Source organism: Nocardia sp. (assembly GCF_025465275.1).
Lineage (GTDB): Bacteria > Actinomycetota > Actinomycetes > Mycobacteriales > Mycobacteriaceae > Nocardia.
In genome coordinates, this window is sequence record NZ_JAODNK010000128.1 from 1 (window position 1) to 13,455 (window position 13,455).

The window sequence follows — 13,455 nt, forward strand, 5'->3', positions numbered from 1 at the left end:
GCCGTACACCGATGGGGTCGTCACCGGATGGGGGACCGTGGACGGGCGGACCGTATTCGTCTACGCACACGACTTCCGCATCTACGGCGGTGCGCTGGGTGAGGCGCATGCCGAAAAGATCCACAAGCTCATGGATCTGGCGCTGTCGGCCGGTGCGCCGCTGGTCTCGCTGAACGACGGCGCCGGGGCCCGGATCCAGGAGGGCGTGACGGCGCTGGCCGGCTACGGCGGCATCTTCCGGCGCAATACCGCTGCGTCCGGAGTGATTCCGCAGATCAGCGTCATGCTGGGGCCGTGCGCGGGCGGCGCGGCCTACGCACCCGCGCTGACCGACTTCGTGCTCATGGTGCGCGGCATCTCACAGATGTTCATTACCGGGCCCGAGGTGGTCACCGCCGTCACCGGAGAGTCGGTGTGCCTGGAAGGGCTGGGCGGCGCGGATATTCACGCTGAGCGGTCCGGGGTCGCGCACTTCGTACATGACGACGAGGCGTCCTGTCTTGCCGATGTGCGCTATCTGCTTTCTTTTCTGCCGCAGCACAATCGGGAGCTGCCACCGGTGGTGCCGACCGACGACCCGGCAGATCGGCGCTGCCCTGCACTCACCGATCTGGTGCCGGAGGTCGGCACCGTGCCCTACGACATGCGCGAGGTCATTGCCGAAATCGCGGATGACGGCGCGTATTTGGAAGTTCACGAGCGCTGGGCGGGCAATATTCTCGTCGCCCTGGCCCGAATGAACGGGCACACCGTGGGTTTCGTGGCCAACCAGCCGAACTGCCTGGCGGGCACGCTCGATATCAGCGCCAGTGAGAAGGCGGCGCGCTTCGTGCAGATGTGCGATTCCATGAACATTCCGCTGATCACGCTGCTGGATGTGCCGGGATTTCTGCCCGGCGTCGGCCAGGAACACGGCGGGATCATCCGGCACGGCGCGAAACTGCTGTACGCCTACTGCAATGCCACCGTGCCCCGTATCTCGATCGTGCTGCGCAAGGCCTACGGCGGGGCGTACATCGTGATGGATTCGCGCAGTGTCGGCGCGGATCTGGCGCTGGCCTGGCCGACCAATGAGATCGCGGTCATGGGCGCGGAGGGTGCCGCGAATGTGGTGTTCCGCAGGCAGATCGCCGCCGCGGAGGACCCGGCGGCCATGCGGGCCGAGCTGGTAGGGCGGTACGCACGCGAGCTCATGCATCCCTACTACGCCGCCGAACGCGGGCTGATCGACGACGTGATCGATCCGGCCGACACCCGTTCGGTGCTGATCCGATCGCTGACCATGCTGCGGGCCAAGCATGCTGATCTGCCCGCACGCAAACACGGCAACCCACCCCAGTAGTCGAGGAGTCCAGATGTCCGATCCCGCAGCTATTTTCGATCTACATGCCGAGTTGAGCGACGAACTCATCGCGGCAATCGCGCTGGTGCTGCTGTCCGGCGATGAGCCGGATTCCGGGCCGTCCGTCCGGCGGATTCCAGATACACAGGCGTACAACGTGTTCCGCAATCCACGCGGCTGGCGGTAGCGCATGCCACGTCCCGATGAGCTGGTGGGTGCGTGGCGGCTGGAATCCTTCCACGACACCGATGCGGCGGGTGGGCCGATCACCGGCCCGCTCGGCGCGGATCCGGACGGGTTCCTGCTCTATACCGCCTGCGGCCATCTCGCGGTCGGCATGATGCGCACCGCGCCAGGTGCGGGTCCGGTCGACTACATGGGGTACGGCGGCCGCTGGCGCCTCGACGACGGTGTCCTGCACCACATGATTCTGGTCTGCTCCCGTCCCGACTGGGTGGGCGTCGAACAGATTCGGGTGGCGGAGCTGGCCGACGATCTCCTGACCATTCGCACCTCCCCTGACAACGGCCGAATTGTGCAGTGGCGCAAGACCGGTGCTGCGGGGGCTTTGCCCATCGATCTCCACTCGAAGAAGGAACAATGAATACCGCAGCTGTACGGGAGCGTCATGCGATTCGACGGTAAGACCGCTCTGATCACCGGATCGAGCGAAGGAATCGGCTATGCCATCGCCGCCGCGCTGGTTGCCGAAGGAGCCCGCGTGGTCCTGACCGCACGGCGGGAAGCGGCACTCACCGCCGCCGCCGAGCGGCTCGGTGACGCCGCGTCCTGGGTCAGCGGTGATATCTCCGATCCCGAGACGGCGCGCCGTGCCGTCGATCACGCACTGCAGACCGGCGACAGCCTGGACCTGGTGGTGTGCAATGCCGGAATCCTCATCCCCGGAGTGGTTTTCGCGCAGCCCATGGCCGAGGTGGATCGCATTATCGATGTGAATCTGCGCGGCACCATCGCCACCGTCGCTGCGGCTGCACCCGCACTGGCGAAGCAGCCGTCCTCGGCCATCGTGGTGATCTCCTCATCCATCGGCCGTAAGCCCGGGCCGGGCACCGGCGTCTACGGTGCGACCAAGGCCGCACTGCACTATCTGGTGCCGACCTGGGCAAGTGAGCTGGGGCCCATGGGTATTCGGGTCAATGGGGTGTGTGCCGGAATTACCGAGACCCCCGGCTTTCGGGCGGGAGCCGCAGCCATACCCGGGCTCGAAGAAGGTGTTCTCGCCACCAATCTGATCAAACGCATCGCGACTGCCGATGAGGTAGCCGGCCCGGTGCTCACCCTGCTGGACTCCGGCATCGGCGGATTCGTCACCGGCTCGGTCTGGGATATCGACGGTGGTTACGGACTCGGAGGACAGCATGGCTGAGCATGATGTGATCGTGGTGGGTGCGGGACACAACGGGCTCACTGCTGCGGCATATCTGGCCACAGCCGGGCTGGATGTGCTTGTGCTGGAATCGAAATCGGAGATCGGCGGCGGCGTGGTCAGCGAGGAGGTGACCATGCCCGGTCACCATCACGACCTGCACGCCGCCGCGCACATCTTCATCCAGGGCAATCCCATGATTCGCGAGGACGAGCTCGGCCTGCTGTCGGAGCACGGTCTCAGCTATGTGTACCCCGACCCGAGCATGTCGGTGGTCTTCCCGGACGGCGACTTCATCGCCTTCTACTCGGATGTGCACAAGACGGCCGAGACCATTGCACGAATCTCCCCGGCGGACGCCGAAAACTATTTACGCTTCTACGAATTCGCCAGTCCGCTGCTGGATCAGCTGCTGCCCTCGCTGTTCGTTCCGCCCGCACCGCTGGGCGCTCTGTTCGCGCAGCTGGAGCAGTCCGAAATCGGCAGGGAGACCATGCGAGTGCTCATGATGAGCTATCTCGATGTCTGCAACGAATGGTTCGAGCATCCGAAAGTCAAAGCCGCCCTGGTGCGCTGGGTATCGGAGCTGCTGATCGCGCCGGACGAGGGCGGCACCGGCGCCTTCCTGCTGCTGATGGTGCCGTTCATTCACCGCTACGGCATGGGACTGGCCGTCGGCGGATCGCAATCGCTCTCCGATGCGCTCGCGGCAGCGCTCGCCGCGCGCGGCGGCAGCATTCGCACCGGAATGAAAGTCGAGCAATTCCGCTTCGACGGTGAACGCGTGGTCGGCGTGCGCTGCGCCGACGGCACCGAATTCACCGCCCGCCGTGCGGTATTGGCCGACCTGAATATCAAACAGATTCCCGCCATGGTCGACCACCGCTTCGGCCCCGAATGGGAACGCCAGGTCAATCGCATCAAACCGGCCAGCTTCCGGCTGGTGGCCGGCCATATCGTGCTGAGCGAACCGCCCGAGTTCCGCGCCGGACCGGAGGTGACCGAGGCCGGCTTCCAGGAGATCACCCTCCCGCTGCCCGAGCTGCTGCGCACCTTCGACCAGCTGAAATACGGCGAGCCGGTGCACACCATCCCCACGGTCTCCACCGCCACCCGCTGGGATTCCAGCCGCGCGCCCGACGGCCACCACACCCTCTATCTCCTCGGCTACGCCCCCATGGAGCTCGCCGAGGGTGATTGGGATACCCGCAAGGAAGAGATCTTCGACCGGGTCTTCGCCACCTTCAGCGAAATGACCACGAATATCACTGCCGCCCAAGTCCTTTCCCGCGTAGTCCACAGCCCCCTCGACATGGCCCGCTACAACGAGGCCTGGGTGGACGGCGACGCCGGCCACTTCGGTTGCCAACTCTTCCAATTCATGGGGTTCCGCCCGCTCCCGAACATGGGCTACCGCCTCCCCGCCGACGGCTTCTACCTCGTCGGACCCTCCACCCACCCCGGCCAGGGCGTCACCGGCGGGGCCCGCGCCGCCGCCTTCGCCGTCCTGGCGGATCTCGGCCTGAGCTTCCCCGCCCCCGCCTGAGTCGTTCGCGACGGAGGACCCCATGCCCACCCCAGAACCAACCCTCCCGGAAATCCAAGAAGCGATCACCGACCTGCTACGCACCGAACAACTGGCCACCTTGGCCACAGTCGATGCCGAAGGCCGCCCCTCCGCCTCCGCCATGCACATAACTGCGGACGGCCTGATCGCTTACATGCACACCTTCCAAAGCAACCGCAAACACACTCAGATGCAACAGAATTCGAATGTCAGCTACGTGGCCAGCTACTTCCCGCCCGACGGCTACACCGGCCGCGCCGACATCCGCTCCCTCCAAATCCAAGGCCGCGCCACCCTGGTCACCGACTCCGCCGAAATCCAACGCGCAGTCCAACTCAGCTTCGAGCAATTCCCTTGGCTAGCAGACACATCCCTCTACAACAATGTAAAACTCCCCGACCAAGGCCAACAGGTCTTCTACCGCATAGACCCCATCCGAGGCCTCTGGTCCGACCACCGAATCCGCCAACTCTGGCGCATCCACCTAGATTTCAGCCTCGACGGCCGCACCATAACCGCCACCCACCCGTACAACACCCCCCACCGCCGAGCCTGATGCCGCACGTTGCTCTGCAATGAAAGTGAGGGTGGCCCGTATCGGAGAATGCCACCCTCGCTTCGGGTCTCGCTGTTGTAGGGCTGGGGGATTCAGCCCGACAGGCTCTTCAGGACGGAGGCTGCGCTACCAGTTCCTGAGATGGCGGACGGTGCGCAAGTGGCCCATCGTTCGGGTCGACTCCGATGTCGGGTGGCCCGGCGCTTCGATCAGCTCGGTGAGTTGTTCGAACCGGGACTGCCGGCTAAGGGTTGTAGATTTCGACGTAGGCGTTGGTGGCCACGGCGAAGATACCCGGGCCCATTCCGGTGCAGCCCGCGGAAATGGTCTGGCCCGACGGCGTGAAGGGGTAGCTGAGCACCTTGTACGGTCCGATCGCGTACAGCGGGAACGGACCACTGGCGTAGAGGCCGACGCAGTCGAGGTGGAGCACGTAGTTGGATCCGCCATCGGGTCCGCAGACCGCGGACGCGTCGAACGCCCCTCTGGTCACGTTGCAGTCCTGCGGCGCGGCCTGTGCGCTACCCGTGCCGACAACCGCCGCGAAACCCAATCCCGAAATGCCCACAGCCGCAATCCGTGCGGAGATACTCAATGACCTTCTCATGAAACCCCTCAGTTCGAGTCGTGCGTATCGAGATCGGACCAACCAAACACTAGGAATCGAGGCGCCCGAAGGCTATCGGGCGGATGCCCTATTTTGCTGCGCGCCGACGCCCGCGGCGCGGATCGACACACGGATCGGCGGAGACAGCACTGTTGATCAGCTTGTAGCCGAACGTTGTTCGGGTCAGGGAGTTGACGCGGTCGGGTTCGGAAGTTCACCGACTGGGAGTCCTTCGATCGAAATGTGCAGCGGCTCTTCACTTCACTCGCGGCCGAAGCGCCGGTGCCGCATCCCCACGCGACCTCGACCATCTGGGTCATCGTTGCGGCGGACGAGTGTGGGAAGGTCGGAACGACAAAGGGTCGATCCTCTGTGAGGATCGACCCTTGATTGTGGAGCTAAGGGGAATCGAACCCCTGACCTTCTCGATGCGAACGAGACGCGCTACCAACTGCGCTATAGCCCCAGCCGCTGACCGTTACCGGCCTGCGGTGGAAAACTTTAGCAGGTGGACGGGGGTGTCGCCGAATCGGCTGGTTGGGGGCTGTTTCTCATTGGGGATCGAGGGGGGTGGTGTAGGAGTCCAGGACTCGGAGGAAGAGGTCGAGGCGGTATTCGCGGAGGGCGGGGCTGTCGGGTTCGAGGAGGCATTGGGCCATGGTGCCGTCGTGGACGGCTATCAGGGCTCGGCTGAGGGCTGCGGGGTCGGGGACTTGGCGGCCGGCGCGCTTCAGGAGGCGGGTGAGGACGGGGGTGAGGGCGGCGCTGATTGCTTCCTCGCGGGCGACCATCACGCGGCGCAGGGGTGGGTTGCGGAGGGCGTGTGCGGTGAATTCGGAGGTGATGCGAAACCACTTGTCGTCCACCGGGACTGCGTCCAGGACGTGCTCCACCACCTGGCGCGGGTCGCGGACTACCAGGTCGGTATCCAGCACGGCCGTTACTCGCTCGAGCATTGCGGCAGAGCGCTGCTCCCACATGGCGAGGAACAGCTCCTCCAATGAGGTGAAGTTCGAATAGAACGCGCCGCGCGTGAAGCCGGCCCGCTCGCAGATCTGCTCGACCGTGCATCGGCCCAGCCCGTCCTCGGCGAAGGCATCGAATGCCGCATCCAGTAATCGCTGCCGAGTCTGCGACCGCCTGCGCTTCACCGGCGCTTGGCTGCCGGAACTCGGTTCACTGCGGTTCGCTGACGCGGCGGTCTCGGTGGTGCCCACTCGGGGGCCGACCACATCGCCGGTGGGGGAGTTATCGGCCCTGCTCACGAGCGCATCGTATCGGGTGCGGTGCGAGCCGCCAGCGGGTGCGAGGCCACACCGGGTCCCCGGGGTTTCCGGCCTGATCGGACACAAATCGCCTCAGGGCGGCAAAAATTGCATGTGTCGGCCGATTTCTGACCATTCAGGCCGGGCCGAAGGTCTTCCGGTGCGCGTCCGGGATCAAGCGATGGCCGCTGTCTCTCCGTCGTCGAAGTGAATCGACTGTTGCAGTCGGCCGCCGAGTGCAGTCGCGTAGCGAGCCAGCAGTTCGTAGCCGGCGATATGTCCGCGCTCGATCTGTGAGATCCGCCCTTTGGTGACTCCCATGCGTTCGGCGATCTGCAGTTGGGTCAGCCCGCGAGACAGGCGGATCTCGGCGAGACGATGGCCGATCATCTCGGCCAGCAGTTCCTCCCTGCCGACAGCAACAGCATCCTCGCCGCCCGCGCGTTCGACGAGTTCGGCGCGGATGTCTTGCCAGCGCGAGTGTCCACTCACAGCGGCCCCTCCAGTTCCTCTCGTCGTTCCTTCAAGTATGTCTCGTAACGTTGTTCGGCTAGCGGAATCGCTGTGCGGTACCACGAATCCCACCTTTTGTACTTATCGCCGGCAACCAAGAGAACGGTCGATCGCCAGGGATCGAACACGAACAGGATGCGGACGGTGCCTGGGCGTAGCTCCTTCAGGTGTGGAATCTTCGAACCGGTGATGGTGTCTGCGAGCGGCCGCCCGAGGCCGGGACCGAACTCGGCTAATACGTCGATGGCTTGAACCACCCGGTTGAAATCGGATCCCCCCAATTGCTCGATCCATTCCCGAACCTCATCGACTACCTAGATGTCCCAGTCCTGATCGGCCATCCGAGTGAGTATAGTAATCACTATACCTCGTGCGTTGCGGTTTCGCCGGTTGCGAGTTCGTGGTCAGCGACTTGGCGCCGGTTGGCCTGCGCTTCAGTCGCTACCCAAGCCGGCGGCGGTTTTGGCTTCGACTAGTACGGTTTCAAGCATTGCCGGCGTGAGTCGTCCGGTGAAGGTGTTCTGCTGACTCACGTGATAACTCCCGAAAAGGTGCAGGGGGTGGCGATCAGTGTGCGCGGGGGCGAGTTCGTAGTGCACGCCATGTCCGAAGCGCGGCTTGGGTTTCGGGATTTCCCAGCCGGATTCGGACAGCGCGGGTAGCAGCGCTTGCCATCCCCAGCCGCCGAGGACCACGATCGAGCGCACGGTCCCTGCCATCAGGCCGAGTTCGGTGACCAGCCAGTGGCGGCAGGTGTCGCGTTCGGCGGGGGTCGGCTTGTTGTCGGGGGGTGCGCAGTGCACGGGGGCGGTGACGCGGGTTCCCTGCAGTTGCAGGCCGTCGCCGAGGTGGGTGCTCTGGGCCTGGTTGCTCAGGCCGGCGGCGTGCATGGCCGCGAATAACACGTCGCCGCTGCGGTCTCCGGTGAACATGCGCCCAGTTCTATTGCCGCCGTGGGCGGCTGGGGCGAGTCCGACGATGAGCACTCGGGCGTCGTCCGGACCGAGTCCGGGAACCGGTTTCCCCCAGTAATTTTCGTCACGAAATGCGGCTCGCTTCTCGTGCGCGACCTGTTCCCGCCACTCGACCAGTCGCGGGCAGGCGCGACAGGCTGTGAGCTGCGCTTCGAGCTCCGCAATTGTCCGGCACACGAGGGTGACTCAACCACATCGCCCGGTCGAGCGGGAGATGTCGGCGCGGCGCGGCGGCGAGGCATACTGTGCCCCGGTAGCCGACTGTTTGCGACAGGGAAAGGAACCGGTGCCGTGAGTGATCTCGTCGAGCTCGGCAATGCCGTCGGGACGGCCCAGAAAGTCGGAAATATGGTGGGCGTGTTCGCATTCGGCGTGTCGGGTGCGCTGCTCGCGGTGCGCCGGAATTTCGATGTGGTCGGCATTGCGGTCCTGGCCGTCTGCACCGCGACGGGTGGCGGCATCCTGCGCGACCTCATTATCGGCGTGACACCGCCGACGGCCTTCGTGCACCTGAGTTATGCGGGCACGGCATTACTGGCGGCGGCGCTCATCTTCTTCTGGCATCCGCCGCATCGAGTCACTCGCACCCCGCTGCTGCTGGCTGATGGGGTCGGCCTCGGGATCTTCTGTGTGACCGGCACTGTCAGTGCTTTTCAGCACGGACTTCCGGCCACTTCGTCGGCGGCGCTGGGTGTGGTCACCGCGGTCGGCGGCGGCGTGGTCCGGGACGTGCTGGCCGGAATCACACCCAGTGTGCTGAGTGACGGTGAGTTCTACGCGGTGCCCGCACTGCTCGGCTCGGCCGCGACCGCCGTGCTGCTGCATCACGGCCAATACACCTACTGGACGGGCGGTTTGGCGGGCGCCGGCGCGGTGGCGCTCCGCTTCCTCGCGCTCTGGCGGCACTGGCGTGCGCCACTGGCCCGCCCGCACCGCAGGCGCGATCCGGCCTGACCTCCGGGGCGCGGAGTGATAGCGCCCCAGTCGTGTTGCCGGGGCACCCCGAACATGGTTGATAGCATGGCGAAGGTTGGCCAGCGGGCTGTGCATCACACCCAGAGAGAGTTCCTACCAATGCAGTTTGAGATCGTCGAGCGGGACGAGACGTGGGTCGCCGGACTGCCGGTGCGCAGCCCCAAACGTGCTCTCGGTGAACTGCGTGACCACGATCTGGAAGTGGCTTGGGCCGCAGTCCTGCATCAGGAACTCGGCGGCCCGCTCGCCTCGGCCTATACCGACTACGCGGCCGAACTCGGCACCTACAACACCCAGATCGTCGGATATCAGTGCGAGTCCTTCGACGAGGTCACCCGCGGTCACGTGGTGGCGCGGCTCCCGCGCGGTACCTATGCCCGATTCTCTTCGGTCGGTAGTTTCCCGCAGGTGATGACCGATCTCTGGACCCAGATCGCGTACGCCGAGGAGCACAACTACATCAAGCGCACGCACAGCGGCGACTTCGAGTGCTATCCGCACGCCTACAAGATCGAGCTGTACCTGGCGGTCGAGTCCTCATGACCTATTCGATCGTGGTGCGGCCCGGCGGTGTGTACGGCGGTCTCGTGGTGCCGCGGGTGCGGCCCAGCTTCAAGGTCAGCAACAGTGAGCTCATCGAGTTCCTGCGCGACCGGCTGCGGGACCGCGACGGCGACGGACTTCCCCTGGCCACCGTGTATGTGCCGGATCCGGCCGGGAACTACAACGTGCTGGTCTCCTACCAGTACCCGACGCCGGAGCAGGCCCCGATCGGGGATGTGCTGATCCGGGTCCCCAAGGGTGTCTACGCCCGCTTCCAGCCGAATGGTGATTATCACGATCCGGCCGAGGACGTGTGGGCGCAGGTGGACGATGCGACCGCCTCGGCGGAGATCTCCCGGGCCTACCGGGAGGAGATCGAGATCTGGTCGGGGCCGTCCGAACTGGAGCTTTTCATCTCGATCTTGATCTGATAGCCAATTGTTAGCTTAATGGAAACCAACCAGTCTTGTGGTTGTGTTTCATACCTGATAGCAATGGTTTGACCAGGGGGGATTTCTAGACGTCCATTCGGGTTTCGGAAGATTTGCCGGACGCCTGGACAATTTTCTCCGGCTGGCGGATACTCCCTTGGGTGCCTGTACCGGGCACGGTTGATACATGACCGTATCGGGCGGGGGCTCGGTAGTCGCGCGGGAGCCCGCGCAGCAACGGAGTAGGAACTGTATGGCTGTGGAAGTAGTCGCAGTCGTCCCGTCGGATTCAGCTGATGAGGACTTGCTGCGATTCCAGGATGCGTCGTCGGGGTGCACCTTCTGGGTGGGTACACCGCAAGCGCACCCGGGCCTGTGGCGCCGCAACATCACGGGCGCATTGCGTGCTTACCGGCGCTATGGAGTTGATGCAGTACTCGAATACGACAAAACGGCTGACGGACGTTCCAGTGCGCTTTTCGTGGCCGCCATCGATCCATTCGGAGACGTGGTAGCGGGCATGCGAGTTCAGGGTCCGTACACCCATGTGGACGAGGTCAACGCCCTCGCCGCCTGGGCCGGCCGGGCGGGCGAATCGGCCCTGCGCAAGCGGGTTGCCGACCGGATACCGGAGGGTGTCGTGGAGGTGAAAGCCGTCTGGGCGGACCGTGGCCTGGATCGCGGTCAGCGCCGCGCACTCGGCGCCGCCCTCGACCGCTGTGTTGTGCACGTCACCTCATTACTGCGCGCCCGCTACGGTTTTGTCACCGCCGGTGAGCACGCCGCCGAGGGTTATCGGACCAGCGGCGCTCGTTCCGACTGGTGGATTCCCGCAGTACCCTTTCCCGACGATCGCTATCGAACTGTGCCGCTGTGGTGGGATATGCGGACCTATCGCTCGATAGCCGCCGAATCGCAGCTGACCTTGATCGAAGCAGAACAGCTTGCGCTCGCGGCCGGCGATACCGAGTTGCCGGCGGACCTCACCGCCACCGGAGGGCTTGCCTGACAATGAATCCCGACAATAAAGCGGCCGCGGAATATCGACCGCTGTTTCTCGATGAATCCGATCCGGAGGATGCGCGCCGGATAAATGAATTGCGCGCCGAACCGGGTATCGAATTCACCGATTTGCGGGATTTGCTGCGCACCGAATTCGAGGATCTGGTAGCGCCGCCGAAATTGTCGGAAGGTCCGGAAGTGGATCGCTGGATTTATTATCCGTGGCGGCATGCGGCGGTAGCTCTGCCCGGCCCGGAATTGCTGCGGACCGTCCGGCTGGACCGCAATCGCAACAAGCTGACCCGCTCGGAGCAGGAAAAGCTCGCACAGCAGACGATCGGCGTGGTCGGGCAGAGCGTCGGTCACGCCATCGCGCACACGCTGGCCATGGAGGGCAGCTGCGGGCGGATAAAGCTGGCGGATTTCGACACCATCGAACTGGCCAACCTGAACCGAATTCCGGGCTCGCTCTTCGATATCGGCGTCAACAAGGCGGTGGTCACCGCCCGCCGGATAGCTGAGATCGATCCGTACCTGCCGGTGGAGATCTTCGAGGCCGGACTCACCGACGAGAACGTCGACGACTTCTTCGCGGGCCTCACCGTGGTGGTGGAGGAGTGCGACTCCCTCGATATCAAGCTGGCCGTTCGGGAAGCCGCTCGCCGCTATCGGATCCCGTTGCTCATGGAGACCAGTGATCGCGGGCTGCTCGATATCGAGCGCTACGACCTGGAACCCGAACGCGAGCCTTTCCACGGACTACTCGGCGGTGCGACCCGCGCCGATCTCCGTGGCCTCACCACCCGGGAAAAAGCGCCATTCGTGGTGCGAATCTTGGACGCGCACGGCCTTTCCGACCGCTTTGCCGCCAGCCTGGTGGAAATCGATCAGACCCTCGACAGCTGGCCGCAGCTGGCCAGTGATGTGCAACTCGGCGGCGCCACCGTGGCCGCTGCGGTGCGCCGCATCGGACTCGGCGGTGAGCTGCCGTCCGGCCGTACTCGTATCGATCTGACCGCCGGCCTGGACGCGATCGCCGAGCCCGCGTCCGTCGCCGAGCTGGAGTGGCCCGCGGAGCCCGCGCTCGCGGCCCAGCCCGGCAGTGCGGTGGAAGCCGTGCTGGCTGCCGCTCAGCTCGCCCCCTCGGGCGGCAATGTGCAGCCCTGGTCACTGCGCCACGAGAATTCGGCGATCGTCATAGAACTGGATGTGCAGCGTTCCTCGGGCATGGACATCGGCTACCGCGGCAGTGCGGTGGCCGTCGGCGCGGCGCTGTACAACGCCCGTGCCGCGGCGGCCGCGCGCGGTGTGCTCGGCGAGGCCGACCTGTTCACCGGCGGCACCGGACGGCACAGCCGCATCGCACCCCTCACGGCTGTCCTGCACCTGAGCGACTGGAGTGAGCCCGAGCTGGCCCGCGACTACCCGGATCTGCTCACCCGCGTCACCAATCGCAAGCTGGGCAATGGCGAACCGCTGGACCCGGCCGTGCTCGACACGCTCGGCACCACCGCGGCCAAGGCGGGCGGCGGCCTGCGCTGGGTCACCGACGCCGCCGATCTGGCGACCGCCGCGACCCTGCTCGCCGCGTCCGATCAAGCCCGCTACCTGACCCCGCGCCTGCATGCCGAGATGTTCTCCGAACTGCGGTGGCCCAGTGGCGATCTGCGCACCGGCCTGGATCTGCGGACCATGGAATTGGCGCCCGACGAGCTGGCCAAGCTCGATATCGCCGGGCGCGCCGATGTGATGGACCGGATTCGGGACTGGAACGGTGGCATCGCACTGGGTGAGTACACCCGCGACAGGGTGCTGTCCGCATCGGCGCTCTGCGTGGTCACCTTCCCGGCCCCGGTGCTGCACGACCCCGAAGAATTGACCGCCTACGCCCATGCCGGGGAGACCCTGCAGCGGGTGTGGATCGAGGCGCAGCGGCAGGGCTTGGCGGTGCAGCCGGTCTCTCCCGTGTTCCTGTACGTCCGACAGGCTGCGGATCTGAGCACGGTTTCCACCGAGTTCGCCGATACACTAACGTCACTTCAAGGCCGTTTCCTGGACTTGTTGGGAGTGCCCGAGCACGAGACCGTGGCGTTGGTACTTCGCCTGAGCTATGCGGCGGAGGTCACGGTCCGGAGCCGGCGGCTTCCGACTCCGGGTGCGGAAGACCGCTGATGGGATCGGAGACAAGGTGCCTCGGCAGACGCTCGACTCACTGGTAACCCAGGTTGCCTCCGAGTTGATGGGTGTCGACGCCACCACGATGGTGGCGGCGAGTGAGCGCGTGCTGTCCTGG

16 protein-coding genes and 1 tRNA gene are annotated in these 13,455 nt (G+C 65.2%); 11 read left to right on the forward strand and 6 right to left on the reverse strand.

Annotation, left to right across the window (positions count from 1 at the left end; all coding sequences use genetic code 11):
• From JWN03_RS27855 to JWN03_RS27880, 6 genes are all read left to right on the forward strand, one after another.
• The coding region (locus JWN03_RS27855; protein WP_297621274.1) for an acyl-CoA carboxylase subunit beta at positions 1-1,342 on the forward strand (1,342 nt) is incomplete at its 5' end.
• A 13-nt stretch (positions 1,343-1,355) separates the two neighbouring features.
• Positions 1,356-1,529 (forward strand): hypothetical protein, encoded by a 174-nt coding sequence (locus JWN03_RS27860; protein ID WP_297621276.1) that lies wholly within the window; start codon positions 1,356-1,358, stop codon positions 1,527-1,529.
• 3 nt (positions 1,530-1,532) lie between these two features.
• The gene (locus JWN03_RS27865; protein ID WP_297621278.1) at positions 1,533-1,946 is read left to right on the forward strand and encodes a lipocalin-like domain-containing protein; all 414 of its coding nucleotides are present in this window, start codon (positions 1,533-1,535) and stop codon (positions 1,944-1,946) included.
• 24 nt (positions 1,947-1,970) lie between these two features.
• Positions 1,971-2,729, forward strand: a complete 759-nt coding sequence (locus JWN03_RS27870; protein ID WP_297621280.1) for an SDR family NAD(P)-dependent oxidoreductase — start codon at positions 1,971-1,973, stop codon at positions 2,727-2,729.
• Complete coding sequence (locus JWN03_RS27875; protein ID WP_297621282.1) at positions 2,722-4,275, forward strand: phytoene desaturase family protein; 1,554 nt, start codon at positions 2,722-2,724, stop codon at positions 4,273-4,275. The genes JWN03_RS27870 and JWN03_RS27875 overlap by 8 nt, the downstream gene beginning before the upstream one ends.
• 22 nt (positions 4,276-4,297) lie before the next feature.
• Positions 4,298-4,852: a pyridoxamine 5'-phosphate oxidase family protein gene (locus tag JWN03_RS27880; RefSeq protein ID WP_297621284.1), complete on the forward strand. Its 555-nt coding sequence runs from the start codon at positions 4,298-4,300 to the stop codon at positions 4,850-4,852.
• A gap of 244 nt (positions 4,853-5,096) precedes the next feature.
• Here JWN03_RS27880 and JWN03_RS27885 read toward each other — a convergent pair whose 3' ends face one another.
• The 6 genes from JWN03_RS27885 to JWN03_RS27910 form a co-directional block, all read right to left on the reverse strand.
• Entirely contained in the window at positions 5,097-5,420 is a 324-nt protein-coding gene (locus tag JWN03_RS27885; protein ID WP_297621288.1) for a hypothetical protein, read from the reverse strand.
• A 432-nt stretch (positions 5,421-5,852) separates the two neighbouring features.
• A tRNA-Ala gene (locus JWN03_RS27890) sits at positions 5,853-5,925 on the reverse strand.
• Between the two features lie 85 nt (positions 5,926-6,010).
• On the reverse strand, positions 6,011-6,610 hold the full coding sequence (locus JWN03_RS27895; protein WP_297621305.1) for a TetR/AcrR family transcriptional regulator: 600 nt from the start codon (positions 6,608-6,610) through the stop codon (positions 6,011-6,013).
• 288 nt (positions 6,611-6,898) lie between these two features.
• Entirely contained in the window at positions 6,899-7,216 is a 318-nt protein-coding gene (locus tag JWN03_RS27900) for a helix-turn-helix domain-containing protein (RefSeq protein WP_297621290.1), read from the reverse strand.
• Positions 7,213-7,518 (reverse strand): type II toxin-antitoxin system RelE/ParE family toxin, encoded by a 306-nt coding sequence (locus tag JWN03_RS27905; RefSeq protein WP_297621292.1) that lies wholly within the window; start codon positions 7,516-7,518, stop codon positions 7,213-7,215. Before JWN03_RS27905 ends, JWN03_RS27900 begins: the two co-directional genes overlap by 4 nt.
• Before the next feature lie 153 nt (positions 7,519-7,671).
• Complete coding sequence (locus tag JWN03_RS27910; RefSeq protein ID WP_297621294.1) at positions 7,672-8,388, reverse strand: uracil-DNA glycosylase; 717 nt, start codon at positions 8,386-8,388, stop codon at positions 7,672-7,674.
• A 171-nt stretch (positions 8,389-8,559) separates the two neighbouring features.
• Here JWN03_RS27910 and JWN03_RS27915 point away from each other — a divergent pair, with 171 nt between their 5' ends.
• From JWN03_RS27915 to JWN03_RS27935, 5 genes are all read left to right on the forward strand, one after another.
• Positions 8,560-9,165 carry a trimeric intracellular cation channel family protein gene (locus JWN03_RS27915; RefSeq protein ID WP_441343067.1) on the forward strand — a complete coding sequence of 202 codons (606 nt, stop codon included), beginning with the start codon at positions 8,560-8,562 and terminating at the stop codon, positions 9,163-9,165.
• Between the two features lie 120 nt (positions 9,166-9,285).
• The gene (locus JWN03_RS27920) at positions 9,286-9,729 is read left to right on the forward strand and encodes a GyrI-like domain-containing protein (RefSeq protein WP_297621298.1); all 444 of its coding nucleotides are present in this window, start codon (positions 9,286-9,288) and stop codon (positions 9,727-9,729) included.
• A complete protein-coding gene (locus JWN03_RS27925) occupies positions 9,726-10,160 on the forward strand; it encodes an effector binding domain-containing protein (RefSeq protein ID WP_297621299.1) in 435 nt (144 codons plus the stop codon). The genes JWN03_RS27920 and JWN03_RS27925 overlap by 4 nt, the downstream gene beginning before the upstream one ends.
• Positions 10,161-10,413: 253 nt before the next feature.
• Positions 10,414-11,169 carry a hypothetical protein gene (locus tag JWN03_RS27930; protein ID WP_297621301.1) on the forward strand — a complete coding sequence of 252 codons (756 nt, stop codon included), beginning with the start codon at positions 10,414-10,416 and terminating at the stop codon, positions 11,167-11,169.
• A gap of 2 nt (positions 11,170-11,171) precedes the next feature.
• Positions 11,172-13,334: an Rv1355c family protein gene (locus JWN03_RS27935; protein ID WP_297621303.1), complete on the forward strand. Its 2,163-nt coding sequence runs from the start codon at positions 11,172-11,174 to the stop codon at positions 13,332-13,334.
• The last annotated feature ends 121 nt before the right edge of the window (positions 13,335-13,455 follow it).